The organism is Pseudomonas sp. MLB6B (genome assembly GCF_054508135.1).
Genome location: NZ_CP199313.1, coordinates 2,461,435 through 2,479,794 on the forward strand (window position 1 = coordinate 2,461,435; position 18,360 = coordinate 2,479,794).

General features: G+C 64.6%; 15 protein-coding genes. 4 read left to right on the plus strand and 11 right to left on the minus strand.

Annotated features, from left to right (window positions below; translation table 11 throughout):
• The first annotated feature begins 76 nt into the window (after positions 1-76).
• Entirely contained in the window at positions 77-1,003 is a 927-nt protein-coding gene (locus tag ACSMEV_RS10910; RefSeq protein WP_459205172.1) for a class I SAM-dependent methyltransferase, read from the plus strand.
• On the opposite strand, the gene ACSMEV_RS10915 is transcribed toward ACSMEV_RS10910, so the two are convergent.
• The 3 genes from ACSMEV_RS10915 to ACSMEV_RS10925 form a co-directional block, all read right to left on the minus strand.
• On the minus strand, positions 1,000-3,039 hold the full coding sequence (locus ACSMEV_RS10915) for a mechanosensitive ion channel family protein (protein WP_459205173.1): 2,040 nt from the start codon (positions 3,037-3,039) through the stop codon (positions 1,000-1,002). The two genes, ACSMEV_RS10910 and ACSMEV_RS10915, sit on opposite strands and share 4 nt — an antisense overlap.
• A gap of 533 nt (positions 3,040-3,572) precedes the next feature.
• Positions 3,573-4,571, minus strand: a complete 999-nt coding sequence (locus ACSMEV_RS10920; RefSeq protein WP_459205174.1) for a sulfate ABC transporter substrate-binding protein — start codon at positions 4,569-4,571, stop codon at positions 3,573-3,575.
• A gap of 235 nt (positions 4,572-4,806) precedes the next feature.
• Complete coding sequence (locus ACSMEV_RS10925) at positions 4,807-5,622, minus strand: ion transporter (RefSeq protein ID WP_459205175.1); 816 nt, start codon at positions 5,620-5,622, stop codon at positions 4,807-4,809.
• 145 nt (positions 5,623-5,767) lie between these two features.
• Here ACSMEV_RS10925 and ACSMEV_RS10930 point away from each other — a divergent pair, with 145 nt between their 5' ends.
• Complete coding sequence (locus ACSMEV_RS10930; protein WP_459205176.1) at positions 5,768-6,733, plus strand: RHS repeat-associated core domain-containing protein; 966 nt, start codon at positions 5,768-5,770, stop codon at positions 6,731-6,733.
• Between the two features lie 155 nt (positions 6,734-6,888).
• Here ACSMEV_RS10930 and ACSMEV_RS10935 read toward each other — a convergent pair whose 3' ends face one another.
• The 6 genes from ACSMEV_RS10935 to gcl all read right to left on the minus strand — a co-directional run bounded on the left by ACSMEV_RS10935 (position 6,889) and on the right by gcl (position 14,362).
• Positions 6,889-7,761, minus strand: a complete 873-nt coding sequence (locus ACSMEV_RS10935; protein WP_459205177.1) for an urea transporter — start codon at positions 7,759-7,761, stop codon at positions 6,889-6,891.
• Positions 7,762-7,912: 151 nt separating this feature from the next.
• Positions 7,913-9,328, minus strand: a complete 1,416-nt coding sequence (pyk, locus tag ACSMEV_RS10940) for a pyruvate kinase (RefSeq protein ID WP_459205178.1) — start codon at positions 9,326-9,328, stop codon at positions 7,913-7,915.
• Positions 9,325-10,599 carry a glycerate kinase type-2 family protein gene (locus ACSMEV_RS10945; protein ID WP_459208327.1) on the minus strand — a complete coding sequence of 425 codons (1,275 nt, stop codon included), beginning with the start codon at positions 10,597-10,599 and terminating at the stop codon, positions 9,325-9,327. Before ACSMEV_RS10945 ends, pyk begins: the two co-directional genes overlap by 4 nt.
• Positions 10,600-10,725: 126 nt before the next feature.
• Entirely contained in the window at positions 10,726-11,619 is an 894-nt protein-coding gene (locus ACSMEV_RS10950; RefSeq protein ID WP_459205179.1) for a 2-hydroxy-3-oxopropionate reductase, read from the minus strand.
• A gap of 123 nt (positions 11,620-11,742) precedes the next feature.
• Positions 11,743-12,525 (minus strand): hydroxypyruvate isomerase, encoded by a 783-nt coding sequence (gene hyi / locus ACSMEV_RS10955; protein WP_459205180.1) that lies wholly within the window; start codon positions 12,523-12,525, stop codon positions 11,743-11,745.
• 61 nt (positions 12,526-12,586) lie between these two features.
• A complete protein-coding gene (gene gcl, locus ACSMEV_RS10960) occupies positions 12,587-14,362 on the minus strand; it encodes a glyoxylate carboligase (RefSeq protein ID WP_459205181.1) in 1,776 nt (591 codons plus the stop codon).
• Between the two features lie 254 nt (positions 14,363-14,616).
• Here gcl and ACSMEV_RS10965 point away from each other — a divergent pair, with 254 nt between their 5' ends.
• Positions 14,617-15,057, plus strand: coding sequence for a GlcG/HbpS family heme-binding protein (locus ACSMEV_RS10965; RefSeq protein ID WP_296264147.1), 441 nt, complete (start codon positions 14,617-14,619; stop codon positions 15,055-15,057).
• A 160-nt stretch (positions 15,058-15,217) separates the two neighbouring features.
• On the opposite strand, the gene ACSMEV_RS10970 is transcribed toward ACSMEV_RS10965, so the two are convergent.
• A complete protein-coding gene (locus ACSMEV_RS10970) occupies positions 15,218-15,829 on the minus strand; it encodes a TetR/AcrR family transcriptional regulator (RefSeq protein WP_459205182.1) in 612 nt (203 codons plus the stop codon).
• 424 nt (positions 15,830-16,253) lie between these two features.
• On the opposite strand from ACSMEV_RS10970, the gene ACSMEV_RS10975 reads away from it, so the two are divergent.
• Positions 16,254-17,174, plus strand: coding sequence for a DUF808 domain-containing protein (locus tag ACSMEV_RS10975; RefSeq protein WP_459205183.1), 921 nt, complete (start codon positions 16,254-16,256; stop codon positions 17,172-17,174).
• A gap of 224 nt (positions 17,175-17,398) precedes the next feature.
• On the opposite strand, the gene ACSMEV_RS10980 is transcribed toward ACSMEV_RS10975, so the two are convergent.
• Positions 17,399-18,181, minus strand: a complete 783-nt coding sequence (locus ACSMEV_RS10980) for an outer membrane protein OmpK (RefSeq protein WP_459205184.1) — start codon at positions 18,179-18,181, stop codon at positions 17,399-17,401.
• Between the last annotated feature and the right edge of the window lie 179 nt (positions 18,182-18,360).

Sequence of the window (18,360 nt, forward strand, 5' to 3'; positions counted from 1 at the left end):
ACGGTCGACGCCGACGAAGCGCCAAGACTGCGGGCAAAGCCGGTAGAATGCGCGCTTTTCAGCTTGCGGCCCCGCCATGACCTCGCCTATCCAGACCCTCGAACAGCACCTGCTCACCGCCCTCGATCCGCCGCCAGCGGAAACGCGCCGCCTGTTCCATGGCCGCGGTCGCTGCTGGCCGGGGCTGGAGCAGATCACCGTCGATTGGCTGCAGGGCGTGCTGTCGGTGGCGCTGTTTCGCGAGCTGCCGCCTGAGCAGCTGGCCGAGCTCGAAGCCATGTTGCGCCGGCTCGCCGAAGGGCCGGCATGGCACGGCCAGGCAATTTTGCTGCAACACCGCTACCTGCCCGACAGCCCCGGCCAATGGCTGCTGGGCGAACCCTGCGTACAGCGCGAAGTGGTGGAGGATGGCCTGACGTACCTGCTCGACCTGGGCGTGCGCCAGAACACCGGGCTGTTCCTCGACATGCGCCATGGTCGGCGCTGGGTACGCGAGCAGGCGGCAGGCAAGCGCGTGTTGAACCTGTTCGCCTATACCTGCGGCTTCTCCGTGGCGGCGATCGCCGGCGGCGCTGAGCAGGTGGTCAACCTCGACATGGCCAAGTCGGCCCTGGCACGTGGCCGCGACAACCACCGCCTGAATCGACACGACGCCTCGCGCGTGGCCTATCTGGGCCATGAGCTGTTCAAGTCGTGGGGCAAGGTGCGCAAGTATGGCCCTTATGACCTGATCATCATCGACCCGCCGACCTTCCAGCGCGGCAGCTTCGTGCTGACCCAGGACTACGCCAAGATCCTGCGCCGTCTGCCGGAGCTGCTGAACGCAGGCGGCACTGTACTGGCCTGCGTCAACGATCCGGGTGTCGGCGTGCAGTTCCTGCTCGACGGCATGGCCGAGCAGGCACCGCAGTTGCGCTTCGTCGAGCGCCTGGACAACCCGCCGGAGTTTCCCGACATCGACCCTGAAGGCGGGCTCAAGGCGCTGGTGTTCGTAGCCGCTTAAACCGGAGCGGCCGGTGCCTCGACCCCCGGCAACCGTACCGGATAGACCTGGGCGAAGTGCACGTTGTCGGTCTGGTCGACACGCTTTTTCAAGCGCTCGTTGAAGGCGCGGCTCACCGCGTACTGACCCCCGGAAATGGTACGGAACTGCGCGGTGAGGACAAAGCCGTTGAGGTCCATGCGGTCGACGCCGAACACCTGCAACGGCCCTTGCAGGTTGCTGTTGAGCAACGGGTCGGCGGTGATCGACTGGCCCACCTCGTGGATCAGCGCCAGCGAAGCGTCGACGTCGCTGTCGTAGGTGAACTGCACCGAGAAGAATGCATAGGCGAATTGCCGCGATTGGTTGGTGACCGCCTTGATCTGGCCGAACGGCACCGAGTGCACGAAACCTTTGCCGTCGCGCAAGCGCAAGGTGCGGATGGTCAGGCTTTCCACCGTGCCGGCATGGCCTGAGTCGAGCACCACCCAATCGCCAATGGAAATGGTGTCTTCGATGAGGATGAACAGCCCGGTGATCACATCCTGCACCAGCTGTTGCGACCCGAAGCCGATGGCCAGGCCGATCACTCCGGCACCGGCCAGCAACGGCGCGACGTTGATGCCCAGGTTGGCCATGGTGGTGATGGTGCAGATGACGATCAGGATCACCTTCACCGCATTGCGCAGCATCGGCAGGATGGTCCGCACCCGCGTGCTCGGTTGCCGCGCCGCACGGCGGCCCACGGCGGGCTTGAGCGCCTCCTGGATGGCCGTGTCGAGCACGACCCAGAGCAGCCAGGTCACCAGCAGGATCAGGCCGATGGTCGAGACCGAATTGCTGATCGCCTTGCCCAGGCTGTTGCTCAAGGCGAAGTCCAGTACCGAAAAGCCCCAGATGCGCCCCAGCAGCTCGATGAAGGTCACCGCCATGGCGATGCGCAGCAGCGCGTGGGCCAGGCTGCGCACGAGTTCTTTATAGGGGCGGGTGCGCTGGGCGTTGTCGGGCGTACGAGGGGCGAGCACATGTTGCAGGGTGGTGCTGAGGAACACCGCACCCACCAGCAGCACCGTGGTCAGCAAGGCGTTCTGCAAGGCCTTCTGGCTTTCCTCGCCCGCGCCGATCAGGTGCACCGCCGAGACCAGGATCATCAGCAGGATCGGCAAGTACCAGACCTTGGAGAAGATCCGCAGCGTTTCCTGCACGGCGCGATGCTGCAGGCGCTCCTTCAAGTCGCGGTTGCGGATCAGGTGCGCCACCGGCCTGCGCAGGCGCAGCACCAGGCTGGCGAAGATCGCGGTGGCGATGAGGCCCGTGAGCACCGCCACGCTGCTGGTGATGTTGCCGCCCAACTGGCGGGCGATCTGCGGGCTGGTCAAGGCGTCGCTCCAGGCCGCCAGGAAGCCGATCAGGAACAGCGGCTTGGGCGCGATGCGGCGGATCGCCGCCACGGCGCGGCGTTTGTGCCCGGCGTCGAACAGGGTGATCAGGCACAGGATGATCGAGGTCGAGAACAAGCCACTGCTCGTGGCATAGGCCAGGCTCAGGCCTGTGGCGCGGGCGATCGAAGGGTCGACGAAGCGGCTGGCGTATACCGCCAGCGGCAATGCGGCCAGGGCCGGTACGGTGTAGGGCAGCAGGTAGTCCAGCAGCGCGCGTATGCGCACGCGTCCGCGCATCCAGGCGGTGGCGGCCAGGCGCTTGCTGAGCAGGCGACCGAGCAGGTTGAGCACCACGAAGCTGCCGGCCCAGGCCAAGGTCAGCAGCAGGAAGTCGACGAACAGTTGCAAGGTGTCGCTGGCCGAGTGCTTGTCGACCAGACGCTCGACTTCCTTGCTGGCGCGGTCGGTACGCAGGCGCCAGGCATCGACCAGGTGTTCGTCGAGGTCCAGCTCCTTGCCGGCGCTGTCCAGACCGTCGGCCAGGGCGCCGAGCAGGCCGCCTTGCAAGACCGGCGCAGGCTCGGCGGGTGGCGCTTCGGCAGGCGCCGGGTCGGCGGCCCACAGGTGGGTGCTCAGTAGGCAGCCAAGCAGAAACGGAGTGAGAGAACGCAGCACTGATCGATCCTCGAGCCGGGGTGAGCGGGCAGGGGTAACCAGGAAACTGAGTGGCAGAAGGGCGGGAAGTTCGATGGGGTTGAGGTGGCGGCTGGCCGAGTGAGCGGAGTGGGATGCCTGATCTAGGGCGGTTGAGCCTGTTGCGGATACCTCTGCCTTCACCAGATTTGGGTTCAGTGTTGGAGCGGCCGGTTCAGCGCTCCGATCAGCTCCGATGGGCCGCGTGGCGGCGCTGATGCAGGTATCGCGCTCGGTCGGTGCGATCTGGATCGAGGCCACTGGGCCGGGGTTGCCGACCATCGCGGCTGAAGCCGCTCCAACAAATGAGATGCACGTCACTCGTGTAGGAGCGGCTTTAGCCGCGATGGCCGGCAGCGCCGGCCCAACGGCCTCGACCCTGATCGCCCAGAATGAACGCGGTGCCTGTGTCAGGGCCGCTGCCTGGCCGATTGCGGCTGATCGAAATGAAAAGCGCGCATCGCCCGAGAGTTCAGATCGTTTCGAGCCGCAAGCAGGGCGCCTTCCAGGCGCTTTTACTGTTGGGTATAGATCTGATCGAACACACCACCGTCGTTGAAATGGGTCTTCTGCACGGTGCGCCAGTCACCAAAGGTCTTTTCCACCGAGAGGAAATCCACCTTGGGGAAGCGGTCGGTGTACTTTGCCAGGACCGTGGCATCGCGCGGACGCAGGTAGTTCTGCGCGGCGATTTCCTGAGCGGCCGGCGACCACAGGTACTTGAGGTACTCCTCGGCGACGGCGCGGGTGCCTTTCTTGTCTACCACCTTGTCGACGACGCTCACCGGCGGTTCGGCTTCGGCCGACACGCTCGGGTACACGACCTCGAACTGATCGCGGCCGAACTCGCGGGCGATCATTTCCGCTTCATTCTCGAAGGTCACCAACACATCGCCAATCTGGTTGGTCATGAAGGTCGTGGTTGCGGCGCGGCCGCCGGTGTCGAGCACCGGGGCCTGCTTGAACAGCTTGCCGACGAACGCGCGGGCCTTGGCTTCGTCGCCGCCTTGCTTGAGCACATAGCCCCAGGCCGACAGGTAGGTGTAGCGGCCGTTACCCGAAGTCTTGGGGTTGGGCACGATCACCTGCACACCGTCCTTGAGCAGGTCGGGCCAGTCTTTCAGCGCCTTGGGGTTGCCCTTGCGCACGATGAACACGGTGGCCGAGGTGAAAGGCGCGCTGTTGTTCGGCAGGCGCGTGACCCAGTTGTCGGGCACCAGCTTGCCCTTGTCGACCAGGGCGTTGATGTCGGTGGCCATGTTCATGGTGATGACGTCGGCCTGCAGACCGTCGATCACCGCGCGCGCCTGCTTGCTCGAACCACCGAACGACATCTGTACCTCGACCTTCTCGTTGTGCTCGGCCTGCCAGTGTTTCTGGAAGGCCGGGTTGTAATCCTTGTAGAAGTCGCGCATCACGTCGTAGGACACGTTGAGCAGAGACGGAGCGGCTTGGGCCAGGTTGCCCAAAGCCAGGCCGGCGACGAGCAGTGACGCGCTGAGGAGTTTCTTCACGATCGGTCCTTGTAGAAGGTGGATGGCACAGTGCCTGCGACTATAGCGGGTGGCCGTGGCCGAGCTAAAGAACAAAAAGTGAGGTGGATATGCGCCAAGTGCCGCGCTTGGCCGGCCGTGGGTCGGCGTGCTAGCCAGGTGCAATGGCCGCAGGCCTGGCATCGCTGTAGCCAGGCATCGTCAGGATCTGGGCCGCCTCACGGCCCATGACAGGTATGCGCGCAGCGGCGGCCGCTCAACCCTTGCCGAACAGGCTGCTGCCACAGCGCGAGCAGAACGCCGCAGTCTGCTCGTGCTGGGGCTTGGCGCAACGCGGGCAATCCTGCTGCAAGCGCTCCCCACGCATGGCGTTGGCCAGTTCGGCGGTGAAGATGCCGGTGGGCACGGCGATGATCGAATAACCGGTGATCATCACCAGCGACGACAGCACCTGGCCCAAGGGCGTCTGCGGCACGATGTCGCCGAAGCCCACGGTGGTCAGGGTCACGATGGCCCAGTAGATGCCCTTGGGAATGCTGGTGAAGCCATGCTCGGGCCCTTCGATCACGTACATCAAGGTGCCGAACACGGTCACCAGGGTCGAGACGCTGACCAGGAACACGATGATCTTCTGCTTGCTGCCGCGCAGCGCCTTGAGCAGGTAGTCGGCCTGGTTCAGGTAGGGACTGAGCTTGAGCACGCGGAAGATGCGCAGCATGCGGATCACCCGCACGATCAGCAGGTACTGCGCGTCGCTGTAGTACAGGGCGATGATCCCCGGCACGATCGCCAGCAGATCGACCAGGCCATAGAAGCTGAAGGCGTAGCGCAAGGGCTTGGGCGAGCTGTACAGGCGGGTCAGGTATTCGAGCAGGAAGATGGTGGTGAAGCCCCACTCGATAGCGGCCAGTACGCCGGAGTAGCTGCGGTGGACCTCGCTGATGCTGTCGAGGATGACCGTGACCAGGCTGGCGAGGATGATCAGCAGGAGGATCTTGTCGAAGCGACGTCCGGCAACGGTGTCGCTCTGGAAGACCATGACGTAAAGGCGTTCACGAAAGGTGGTTGACATCGAATGGTCAGGTCTTGAAAGGGGGCATAAGCCCAGAAGGGTTATCTAATACTGACAAGCGTGTTCGAGCCTGGCAGAAATGCCAGCAGCGGGCAGGTGATCACTGTGAGACAGTCGACCAGTGGATCCTAAGGAAGCAACCTCAATGAAATCAGCCTATTTCTATGGGAACGACACACTGGTCCTAGCGACCGTTGGATTGTCTTCGACTCGCTTATTCCGCACCGGTATGCCATTGGCAGAGTTGCCTTCTGACCAGGGTGTACGAACGCTGCTTATCGACCGCGCCCAAACGGTCTTGGGGGTGTCTGACGGTGAGCACCGCTGTTCCTTTTCTCCCTATTGTTGGATGGGAACGCGCACCAAGGCGCTTCTCGCCTTCAATGGACACTGGTTGGATCGTACGACGCACAGCTACCCGCTGGGTGCAGGGCAACGCAGCTATTCGCCGGCCTTGATGCGCTTTTGTAGCAGCGACAGTTTGAGTCCGTTCGGTGTTGGAGGCCTTAACGCTTATGTGTATTGCCAGAACGATCCCATCAATAAAAGGGATGACTCCGGTCATTCCCCAGGCCTGCATAACAATTTGAAGCGGCTCCATGAGCTTGGTCCAGCTCTCCTCGCATCCCATAAAAATCAACGTCTAGCAGGCTACCAATACGACGCAGGGAAAAATACGTTCACTGAATTCCGTGCGCGTTCTCATACGGGCGGTTTTGCAGGTACGCTTGTGAGCAAGGCTTCGAAGCCAGATGGATTGAACCCCGGAGATATCCAAGGGGATTTTTTCGTCAGTACTGACATGAGTCTTTTTATAAAAACGAAAACGGTTCAAAGCCAAACCGCTGCCCAAAGCTCCACGTTTGCAAGTGTTTCGCTGGAGGGGTATTCAGATGTTTTCCAACGGGCGGGTTATAAGAGGTGGTCCGTTAATCCAATGTTTGCCAGGGTGTCGGACCTGGCCAGTGGAAACTTTGGGCCTGAGATGCTTATCGATAGAGATGGAATGCGTGTTTTCAATCCGAACGCTTCAGGCAATACGCATGCTGGAGCCATAGATCAGTGCGGTACGTCTGTGGCTGAGATGAGTCGTATAAGGGGCAAGACCTGATGGGGCCATGTTCGCATCGTGGGTGGATCACACCAAGCTGCAGAGGCACAGTAGTAAGCGTGGAGGGTCTATCCATGAGCATCTTCCTGATCGAAGATGCTCATCGTTGGGGCGTCGATGCGAACGAGTGCGCTGCCTTCAGGAATACTGAAGTATCAGTCAGATGATCGAGCGCGGTTCACAGCGGCCAAATCCACTAACGAAATTGTGCCTTGCATCAACCAACACCCCACCACGAACGGTGCCGTCAACCCCGCCACCGGCATCAGCTCGAACGCCGGCTGCAACACCAGCGCCAGGGTGATCGCCAGCAGCGTCACCCACGGTCGCTCCCCCTGCCGGCTGAACGCCAACGCCGCCAGCGCCGCATTGAATCCACACAGCCCCATCCACGCCGCCTGCTCCTGACCCGCCAGCAGTGCCACCCCGCCACCAAGCGCCGAGCCGATCACCGCCCACATGGCCGCATACGGCTGTGCGATGAGCAGGCCCACCACAACAAGCAGTCCTGCCAATGGGTGGTCCAGTAGAAATATCTGCCCCACGCCGCGTAACAGCCCGTGCAACGGATTCGCCTCGACGACCGCTGGCACCTTCGGCTCGGCCAGCAGCAACGTCGCCCACCCCAACAACACGAACGGCGCCGTATACGCCACCAGCAACCTGCCCCCACGCTTGCGCCACTGGTGCGTGACGATGCTCGACAACCCCCCGGCCGCGATGATCAGCGGCGGCAAGATGGCCGACCACGGCAGCACCGCGCAGATCAGGATGCCGATCAGCACGCCGTTGTAGCAGTACAAGCCGGCCTGGCGGTCGGCGCGGTCGTAGCCGCGACGCTGGGCCGTGAGCAGGCCGGCGAGGGCGCCGAGCAGGGCGCCGCCGACCAACGTCGGGGCGGTGAGCAGAATGGCCAGCAGGCAGCACAGGCCGCACGGCGGGCTGCGCAGCAGCAGTACCTGGCTGAAACCGTTGAGCAAGGCCGTAGCCCAGTCGGGGCAAGGGTTGACGAAGTTCTTGGTGTACATGGGGCGTCGGCGGAGTGATGGGAAATGTATGCCTGGGAATGGGTGATGCAGCTCGCCTGACGTGGGGCCATCCGCAAGGCACGATGCCCGCGACCGACCCCATTGCTGGGCGTGGCCGCAGGAGCGCCATCGTTGGCTCGCCCAAAGCGCGCTACACCAGCACCTCGATCCGTAGCGTATTGGTCGTGCCCGGCTTGCCAAAAGGCACACCCGCCGTGATCAGCAAGGTGTCGCCCAACTGCGCCATTCCTTGCGCCTGGGCGATTTCCAGGGCCGTGGAGCAGATCTCGTCGACCTGGTGCAGGCGGTCGTTGACCACCGAATGCACGCCCCAGGTCACGCTCAGCCGCCGCGCGGTACGGCGGTTGGGCGTGAGGTTGAGGATCGGCGCGCGGGGCCGTTCGCGGGCCGCGCGCAGGGTCGAGGCGCCCGATTCGCTGTAGTTGACCAGCACCGCCACTGGCAGGATGCCGCTGATGCGGCGGATCGCGCAGCTGATGGCGTCCGACACCGTGGCCTCGGCTTTAGGCCGGCCCACGTCGAGTTGCGCCTGGTAGTCCGGGCCGTTCTCCACTTGGCGGATGATCTTGCCCATCATCCGCACCGCTTCGAGGGGGTACTCCCCCGAGGCGGTCTCGGCCGACAGCATCACCGCATCGGCACCTTCGGCCACGGCGTTGGCCACATCGGTGACCTCGGCACGGGTCGGCGCCGGGGAGAAGCGCATCGATTCGAGCATCTGCGTGGCCACCACCACCGGTTTGCCCAGCTGGCGACACACGCCAACGATGCTTTTCTGGATCTGCGGCACGCGCTCGGCCGGCACTTCCACGCCCAGGTCGCCGCGGGCGACCATGATCGCGTCGGCCAGCTCGGCGATGGCCTGCAGTTGCGTCACCGCCGACGGTTTCTCGATCTTTGCCATCAGGTAAGCGCGGTCGCCGATCAGCTCGCGGGCCTCGATGAGGTCTTGCGGGCGCTGCACGAACGACAGCGCCACCCAGTCGACCCCCAGTTCCAGGCCGAACGCCAGGTCGCGGCGGTCCTTGTCGGTCAGCGGCGACAGCTCCAGCATCGCTTGCGGCACGTTGACGCCCTTGCGGTCGGACAGCTCGCCACCGTCCACCACCTCGGTGTCGATGGCATCGAGGTGCTTGCCCACCACGCGCAGGCGCAGCTTGCCATCGTCGAGCAGCAGGTCCATGCCCGGCTCCAGCGCGGCGATGATCTCCGGGTGGGGCAGGTTGACGCGCGAGGCATCGCCGGGGGTGGCGTCCAGGTCCAGGCGCAGTGGCTGGCCGCGTCGCAACTGCACCTTGCCCTCGGCGAACCGGCCGACGCGCAGCTTGGGGCCTTGCAGGTCCATGAGGATGCCCAGCGGCCGGTTGAGCTGGCGCTCGACGTCGCGAATCCAGTCGTAGCGTTGGGCGTGGTCGGCATGCTCGCCGTGGCTGTAGTTCAGGCGAAAGATGTTCACCCCGGTCTCGACCAGCTGGCGCACGTCGTCGACGCTGCGGGTGGCCGGGCCCAGCGTGGCGAGGATCTTGACTTTCTTGTCGACGGTCATGGGTACGGAGTCTCGAGGATGAGGATGGCGCGGAAGTCGTTGACGTTGGTGCGCGTCGGCTCGGTGACGATCAGCGCGTCCAGGGCCTCGAAGTAGCCATAGCCGTTGTTGTTGTCCAGCTCGTCGGTGGCCGACAGCCCGAGCGCGGCGGCGCGGGCGTAGCTGTCGGGGGTCATGAGGGCGCCGGCGTTGTCTTCCGAGCCGTCGATGCCATCGGTGTCCCCCGCCAGCGCATAGACGCCGGGCAGGCCCTTGAGGCTGTCGGTTAGGCTGAGCAGGAACTCGGCGTTGCGCCCGCCGCGGCCGTTGCCGCGCACGGTGACGGTGGTTTCGCCACCGGACAGGATGATGCACGGCGGTTTGAGCGGCTGGCCGTGCAGCACGATCTGGCGGGCGATGCCGGCATGCACCTTGGCCACTTCCCGCGATTCGCCCTCCAGGTCACCGAGAATCAGCGGGCTGTAGCCGGCCTGACGCGCTTTCACGGCGGCAGCCTCCAGGGATTGCTGGGGCTTGGCGATCAGTTGGAAATGGCTGCGCGACAGTACCGGATCGCCCGCTTTGACCGTTTCCGAGGCCGGGTCGTCGAGCCAGTCGAGCACCGCCTGCGGTGCGTCGATGGCATAGCGCTTGAGCACGGCCAGGGCGTCGTGGCGGGTGGTTGGGTCGGCCACCGTCGGGCCGGAAGCGATTACCGTGGCCAGGTCGCCCGGCACGTCGGAAATCGCATAGGTGTAGACGGTGGCCGGCCAGCAGGCCTTGGCCAGGCGACCGCCCTTGATCGCCGAGAGGTGCTTGCGCACGCAGTTCATCTCGCCGATGGTGGCGCCGGATTTGAGCAGGGCTTTGTTCACCTGTTGCTTGTCGGCCAGGGTCAGGCCGGGGGCGGGCAGGGCCAGCAGCGCCGAGCCGCCGCCGGAGAGCAGGAAGATCACCCGGTCGTCTTCGCTAAGGTCGCTGACCATCGCCAGCACGCGTTCGGCCACGGCCAGGCCGGCGGCGTCGGGCACCGGGTGCGCGGCTTCGACCACTTCGATCTTCTGGCAGCTGGCGCCGTGGCCGTAGCGGGTCACCACCAGGCCGCTGACGTCGCCTTGCCAGTGCTTTTCCACCACCTCGGCCATGGCCGCGGCGGCCTTGCCGGCGCCGATCACGATCACCCGGCCGCTGCGGTCGGCGGGCAGGCAGGGTTCGAGGACCTGGCGCGGGTGGGCTGCGGCGACCGCGGCATCGAACAGCGCGCGGAGTAAGGTTTGCGGATCGTCCGACATGGCAAGCTCCCAATCGTTGTTGTTGTGCAAATCAGAACCGCCCCGCATTCGGCTTCCGTGCAGGCCGAATGCGGGGCGGGTGTTGCGCGTTGCAGAAGCGCTGACCAGGCACTCCCGTGAGACAGCTCAGTCCTCGTCGCGGATCGAGAAATTGGCCATGTGCTCCAGGCCCTTGATCAGCGCCGAGTGGTCCCAGTTGCCGCCGCCCAGCGCCACGCAGGTGCTGAACACCTGTTGCGCGTTGGAGGTGTTGGGCAGGTTGATGCCCAGCTCCTTGGCGCCTTGCAGGGCCAGGTTGAGGTCTTTCTGGTGCAGGTTGATCTTGAAGCCGGGGTCGAAGGTGCCTTTGATCATGCGTTCGGCATGCACCTCGAGAATCTTCGACGAGGCGAAGCCGCCCATCAGCGCCGCACGCACCTTGGCCGGGTCCGCGCCGTTCCTGGCGGCGAACAGCAGCGCTTCGCCGACGGCCTGGATGTTCAGCGCGACGATGATCTGGTTGGCCACCTTGGCGGTCTGGCCGTCACCGCTGGCGCCGACGTGGGTGATGTTCTTGCCCATGGCCTGGAACAGCGGCAGGGCACGTGCGAAGGCTTTTTCGCAACCGCCGATCATGATGCTCAGGGTCGCGGCCTTGGCGCCGACTTCGCCACCGGACACCGGCGCGTCCAGATAGGCCGCGCCCAGTTCGCCGATGCGCGTGGCGAAGGCCTTGGTGGCGGTGGGCGAGATCGAACTCATGTCGATCACCACCTTGTTCGCGCTCAGGCCCTGCGCCACGCCACCGTCGTCGAACAGCACGCTCTCGACCTGGGGCGTGTCGGGAACGATGACGATGACGAACTCCGCTTCCTGGGCCACCTCTTTCGGGCTCGCCAGCGCTACCGCGCCGGCCTCGAGCAGGTCGGCCGGGGCCTTGCTGTGGTGTTCGGAGACGAACAGGTCATGGCCTGCCTTGAGCAGGTTGAGGGCCATGGGTTTACCCATGATGCCCGTGCCGATGAAACCGATCTTAGCCATGTGCGGGTGCCTCTTTTTTATTGGAAGGTGGGAGCAGGGGTTTGCGCTCAGGGGGCGCGGCGGGTAAGCCGACCAGACGCCGCTGCCTTGGCGTACCGTACCCTCGTACGCCAGGAAACACCGTCAGACCACGTTGTGCGTCTTCAACCAGCCAAGCCCCGCCTCGGTCGTGCTCAGCGGCTTGTACTCGGCGCCTACCCAGCCCCGGTAGCCGATGCGGTCCAGGTGCGCGAACAGGAAGTGGTAGTTGATCTCGCCGGTGCCCGGCTCGTGGCGCCCAGGGTTGTCGGCCAACTGCACATGGTTGATTAGCGCCAGGTTGTTCTCCAGGCTGCGCGCCAGGTCGCCCTCCATGATCTGCATGTGGTAGATGTCGTACTGCAGGAACAGGTTGTCGCTGCCGACCTCGGCCCGGATGTCCAGCGCCTGGGCGGTGGTATTGAGGTAGAAACCGGGGATGTCGCGGGTGTTGATCATCTCCATGACCAGGCGCAGGCCGGCCGCATGCAAGCGCTCGGCGGCATAGCGCAGGTTGTCGACGAAGGTGGCGCGCACCCGGTGCTCGTCCACGCCTTGCGGGCGAATGCCGGCCAGGCAGTTGACCTGGGTATTGCCCAGCACTCGGGCGTATTCGATGGCCTGGTCGACACCGGCGCGGAACTGCTCGACGCGGTCCGGGTGGCAGGCGATGCCGCGCTCGCCCTGGCTCCAGTCGCCGGCCGGCAGGTTGAACAGCACCTGGGTCAGGCCGTTGGCGTCCAGTTGCTGGCGAATCTCCTCGGCGCGGTAATCGTAGGGAAAGAGGTACTCGACCCCGGTGAAGCCGGCATCGGCGGCGGCCTTGAACCGGGCCAGGAAGTCCTGTTCGGTGAACAGCATCGACAGGTTGGCGGCGAAGCGAGGCATGGTGGGTCTCCTAGCGGATATAGGCCCAGCGCCGCGAAGCGGGCGCCGGGGCGTCGGACGTTCAGTCGAGCAGCGAAATCGCAGTGGGGGCGTCGTTACCGATCAGCGCGAGGTCTTCGAATTCGTTGACCGCGTCGATCTCGGTGCCCATGGAAATGTTGGTCACCCGTTCCAGGATGATCTCCACCACCACCGGTACCCGCAACGCTTGCGCCATGTCTTGCGCCTTGACCAGCGCCGGGCCGATCTCGGCCGGCTCGAATACGCGCAGCGCCTTGCAGCCCAGGCCCTCGACCACGGCCACATGGTCCACACCATAGCTGCTGGCGTCGCTGGCGTTGATGTTTTCGAAGGCCAACTGCACGCAGTAGTCCATCTCGAAGCCGCGCTGGGCCTGGCGGATCAGCCCCAGGTAGGCGTTGTTCACCAGCACGTGCACATAAGGCAGGTTGAACTGCGCGCCCACCGCCAGCTCTTCGATCATGAACTGGAAGTCGTAGTCGCCCGACAGCGCCACCACCTTGCGCGACGGGTCGGCCTTGACCACGCCGAGGGCGGCGGGAATGGTCCAGCCCAAGGGGCCGGCCTGGCCGCAGTTGATCCAGTGCCGCGGCCTGTACACATGCAGGAACTGCGCGCCGGCGATCTGCGACAGGCCGATGGTGCTGACGTAGCAGGTGTCCTTGCCGAACACCTTGTTCATTTCCTGGTACACGCGCTGCGGCTTGACCGGCACGTTGTCGAAATGGGTCTTGCGCTGCAGTTTGGCTTTGCGCTGCTGGCAGTCGGCGAGCCACTGGCGGCGGTCCTTGAGCTTGCCGGCGGCTTTCCATTCGCGGGCCACTTCGATGAAGCGGTCCAGGGCGCTGCCGGCGTCGGACACGATGCCCAGGTCCGGAGTGAACACGCGGCCGATCTGGGTCGGTTCGATGTCGACGTGGATGAAGCGCCGGCCTTGGGTGTAGACGTCCACGGAGCCGGTGTGGCGGTTGGCCCAGCGGTTGCCGATGCCCAGCACCAGGTCGGATGCGAGCAGGGTGGCGTTGCCGTAGCGGTGCGAGGTTTGCAGGCCGACCATGCCGACCATCAGCGGGTGGTCGTCGGGCAGGGTGCCCCAGCCCATCAGGGTCGGGATCACCGGCACGCCGACCAGCTCGGCGAAGGCCACCAGTTTGTCGCTGGCATCGGCATTGATGATGCCGCCACCGGCCACCAGCAGCGGACGTTCGGCGTCGTTGAGCATGGCTAAAGCCTTTTCGACCTGCACCCGTGAGGCAGCGGGCTTGTGCACCGGCAGCGGCTCGTAGGCGTCGATGTCGAATTCGATTTCGGCCATCTGCACGTCGAAGGGCAGGTCGATCAGCACCGGGCCCGGGCGGCCGCTGCGCATTTCGTAGAAGGCTTTCTGGAAGGCGTAAGGCACCTGGCCGGGTTCTAGCACGGTGGTGGCCCATTTGGTCACCGGCTTGACGATGCTGGTGATGTCGACGGCCTGGAAGTCTTCCTTGTGCAGGCGCGCACGCGGTGCTTGGCCGGTGATGCTGAGGATGGGAATGGAGTCGGCCGAGGCGCTGTAGAGGCCGGTGACCATATCGGTGCCGGCCGGACCCGAGGTGCCGATGCAGACGCCGATGTTGCCGGGGTTGGCGCGGGTGTAGCCCTCGGCCATGTGCGAGGCACCTTCGACATGGCGCGCGAGGATGTGATCGATGCCACCGGCTTTCTTCAACGCCGAATACAGCGGGTTGATGGCTGCGCCTGGAATGCCGAAGGCGGTGTCGACGCCTTCGCGGCGCATGACAAGCACGGCCGCATCGATTGCTCTCATTTTGCTCATGGGTTGTGCCTCATCGATTTTGTAATTGTATACAACTTTTGTTGCGATGAAGTGTATTCATGCTTTCTTGCGGTGGTCAACACCTTTCGTTGAAAGCCGAATGATCGGGACTCGTGCTGAATGGAAGGTGTTTTGGCATGTTTTGAGACGATCGTTTAAAAATATTGTATACAATTATCGATACTATTGTGTTCTAGTGACGGCTTCGGTTTGCAATCGCCTGCGGGCGTCCACAACAACAAGAGGACCTTTCCATGAACCCCCTGACGCTCAAGTCCGCCGTCGGCCTGGTGACCGCCGCCCTGGCCGTCGGCCGCACCATTGAGGCCGCGCCGCTGACCGTGGCCGTGCTCGATGCCGGCGGCCATCTGCTGACCCTGCAGCGCGAAGACGGCGCCAGTCTGATGCGTCCCGACATCGCCATCGGCAAGGCCTGGGGGGCGATCGCGCTGGGCAAGGGCTCGCGTCTGCTGGCGCTGGACGCGCAGCAACGCCCGGCCTTCTTCGCCGCCCTCAATGGCCTGGGCGAGCGGCCCGTGGTGCCGGTGCCGGGCGGCGTGCTGATCCGCGACGCGGACGGCAAGGTGCTCGGTGCGGTAGGCATCAGCGGCGACACCTCCGACATCGACGAGCAGTGCGCCATCAGTGCGATAGAGGCGGTGGGGTTGAAGGCGGATGCGGGGGTGGGGGTGTAGGAGCGGCCGATTCGGCGCTCCGATTAGCCGCGATGGCCGGCACCGCCAGCCCAGTCCAAGCACGGCGTATGGCGTGTCGGAGGCGCTAGCGCTTGGGCCGGCTGCGCCGGCCATCGCGGCTGAAGCCGCTCCCACAGGGAGTCAGCGGTAAGTCGTGCCCTCAGCCGGCGTCCGGCTCGCACCCCTTGAGCACCAGGCGAATGATGGTCTGCGCCGCCGCTTCGTAGTCGCTGTCGGCCAACTTCGCCTTGCCGGTCACCGCCGAAATCTGCCAGTCGAAATCCGCGTAGGTCTGCGTCGCCGCCCAGATGCTGAACATCAGGTGGTGTGGATCGATCGACGCGATCTGCCCGCGCTCGATCCATTGCTCGATGCAGGCGATGTTGTGCCGCGCTTGCGCGTTCAACTGCTCGGCCTGGGCCGTCGACAGGTGCGGCGCGCCGTGCATGATCTCGCTGGCGAACACTTTCGACGCATGCGGCAGGTCGCGGGAAATGCGGATCTTGGAACGGATGTAGGCGCTGAGCACCTGCTGGGGGTCACCGTCGGCGTTGAACGGCGTGGACGCCTGCATGATCGGCGCGATGATGCTTTCCAGCACCTCGCGGTACAGGTTGTCCTTGGACTTGAAGTAGTAATAGACGTTGGGTTTGGGCAGCCCGGCCTTGGCGGCGATGTCGCTGGTCTTGGTGGCCGCGAAGCCCTTGTCGGCGAACTCCTCGCTGGCCGCACGCAGGATCAGTGCCTTGTTGCGCTCACGAATGGTGCTCATGGTCCGGACACTTCCTCTATCGGCCTACAGCGGCAAGCGGGGCGGCATGGTAGCACCGTGCCGGAAGCGCGCTCAAGGCGGCGCCCGGCAGCCTGCCCAGCGCCTCGGCGCAGGAGTGTGCAATCGCGATGGCGGGATGCGATAGCCCATTGCGCATCTCATCCCGGCGGCTTACCGCCGCGAGCGCGACGCCTTGCAGCCCGGTCGATGCTCAGCTCATCGGTTCGCAGGCGCAAAGGCGCTACGCACATCGGTCTACTGCGCACCACCAAGCCCGGAGCCGGCGCGACGGCCATCGCGCAGAACTCCTCGGTGCCCGCTCGGTCTGTATCCCATTCCCTCGCCGCCAGGCGCCGGCTCGCGCTGGGCCTGGCCGGCCATGGGGCCTGCGGGCACCGCATCAATCGACTCAGGAAACACAGACATGGCTGGCAGCAGTTTCTTCGCATTGTTGGACGATATCGCCGCACTGCTCGATGACATCTCCCTGATGAGCAAGGTGGCGGCGAAAAAGACCGCGAGCGTGCTCAGCGACGACCTGGCGGTGAATGCCGAGCAGGTCACCGGCATGCGCGCCGACCGCGAGCTGCCCGTGGTCTGGGCTGTGTTCAAGGGTTCGTTGCTGAACAAGGCGATCCTGGTACCGTGCGCGTTGCTGCTCAACGCCTTCGCACCCTGGTCGGTGAAGTGGCTGCTGATGGCCGGCGGCATCTACCTCTGCTATGAGGGCTTCGAAGCGATCAAGGAGAAGTTCCAGCGCGGCGGCGAAGAGGCCGAAGCGCGCGAAGCCAAGGCCGTGCCGAAAACCCCGGAGGCGCTGGCGGCCTACGAGAAACGCAAGGTCAAAGGCGCCATCCGCACCGATTTCATCCTCAGCGCGGAAATCACCGTCATCACCTTGAACGTGGTGGCGGCCGCGCCTTTGATGCAGCAGATCGTGACCCTGATCGTCATTTCCATCGCCATGACGGCCGGCGTCTACGGCGCGGTCGCAGGCATCGTCAGAATGGACGACGTGGGTTTCAAGCTGCTCAAGACCAAGGGCACGCTGCGGAAGAAGATCGGCGGCGCGCTAGTGGCCTCGGCGCCGGTGCTGATGAAGGCGCTGTCGTGGATCGGCACGGTGGCGATGTTCCTGGTCGGCGGCACCTTCGTGGCCGAAGGCATCCAGCCGATCGAGCATTTCCTCGAGGCGCTGGTGGGCGATCTGGGTGGCTGGGCGGTGGTGGCCAAGATGTTCGCCTTTGGCGTGATCGGTGCCATCGCCGGGATGATCGCCGCCGTGGTTGTGGGTGCTGTCAGCAAGGTCGTGGGTACGACCCGCAAGGAAGAACCGGCCAAGTGAGGTTCGAGCCGTCCGGACAGGTCGGAAGAGGCTCGGCCAGCTCACGCGTGGCCCGCCCAGGATCGACCGGACGGAGCAGGCCAGCCTGGCCGAGCTCGAAGCAGCCCAGTTGCGCTTGACTCGGCCTCGCCAAACAGCCGACAGGTCTTCTCCAAACGCCCGATGACCGCATCATCGATGGCGCGCTTACCCGCCTGGCGCATCCCGAGCGGGCGCGCCCGCCCTCAGAAGTGCACTTTCACCAACAAGCTGGCGGTGTTCTGGTCAGTGGTGAAACCGTCCGAATCCTTGATGCCGTACTTGTTCTTCCAGTAGTCGTACTCCACACCCACATACAGCTGCTTCTCGCCGAGTTTGAGCGCTTTGCCCAGGTCGTACTTGATCTGCGGGTTGAAGTGCAGGTTGGCGTGGTAGGTGCCGCGGCGGTTTTCGTCGTTGTCCACCACCCAGTCCATGTAGCCGTCGATCAGCAGGTCGGACGAACCCAGCGGCAGGGTGTAGGCCCATACCGGCGTGATCTGCCAGACGTCGTCACCCGGCCGGCTGCCGTCGGTGGTGCGCTTGTAGAAGTTGACCTGGAAGTAGTCGAAGCCCGGCACTGCCAGGTCGAAGCCCGGGCCGATCAGGTACGACTCGCTGTCGCCTTCGCCGAACTCGTAGGTCATGGCCAGTAGCACGTCTTTAATCGGGCCGAACGACAGGTCCTGGTCGAAGATCTTGCCGAACGACAGACGCGGGGTGAATTCGCCGTAGTAGGTGTTGGGCCCGACGTTGGCGTCCTTCTTGCCCTGGTAGAAGATGCGGTCGATGAAGAAGAAGTTGTCGCCGTATTTCCAGCCGTCGGCGTGCTCGAAGGTGAAGGTCTGCTGGGTGTCGGGGTTGACCTTGAAGTTCTTGCCCCACAGGTAGGTGAGGCTGTTGCTCTGCCACTGCAGCAGGTCGCCGGCGACGCTGGCGCCGCAGGTCAGCAAGCCGCCGGCAAGGATCAGGCTGTTGAGGGTACGCATGGTAGGTGTCGCTCCTGTTGGGTCGGGTAGCGGCGCTCGACTGGCGCCGTTTCTTGTCTTTTAGGTCAACTCGCAGTCACGGGCCGCACTTCATCGCACACGGCGCGGCATCGGCTTGCGATGCTGCGTCGCCCGCTGCTCGGTGCCGCTGGGCACGGATGAAGAGGGGGCTCGTGGTG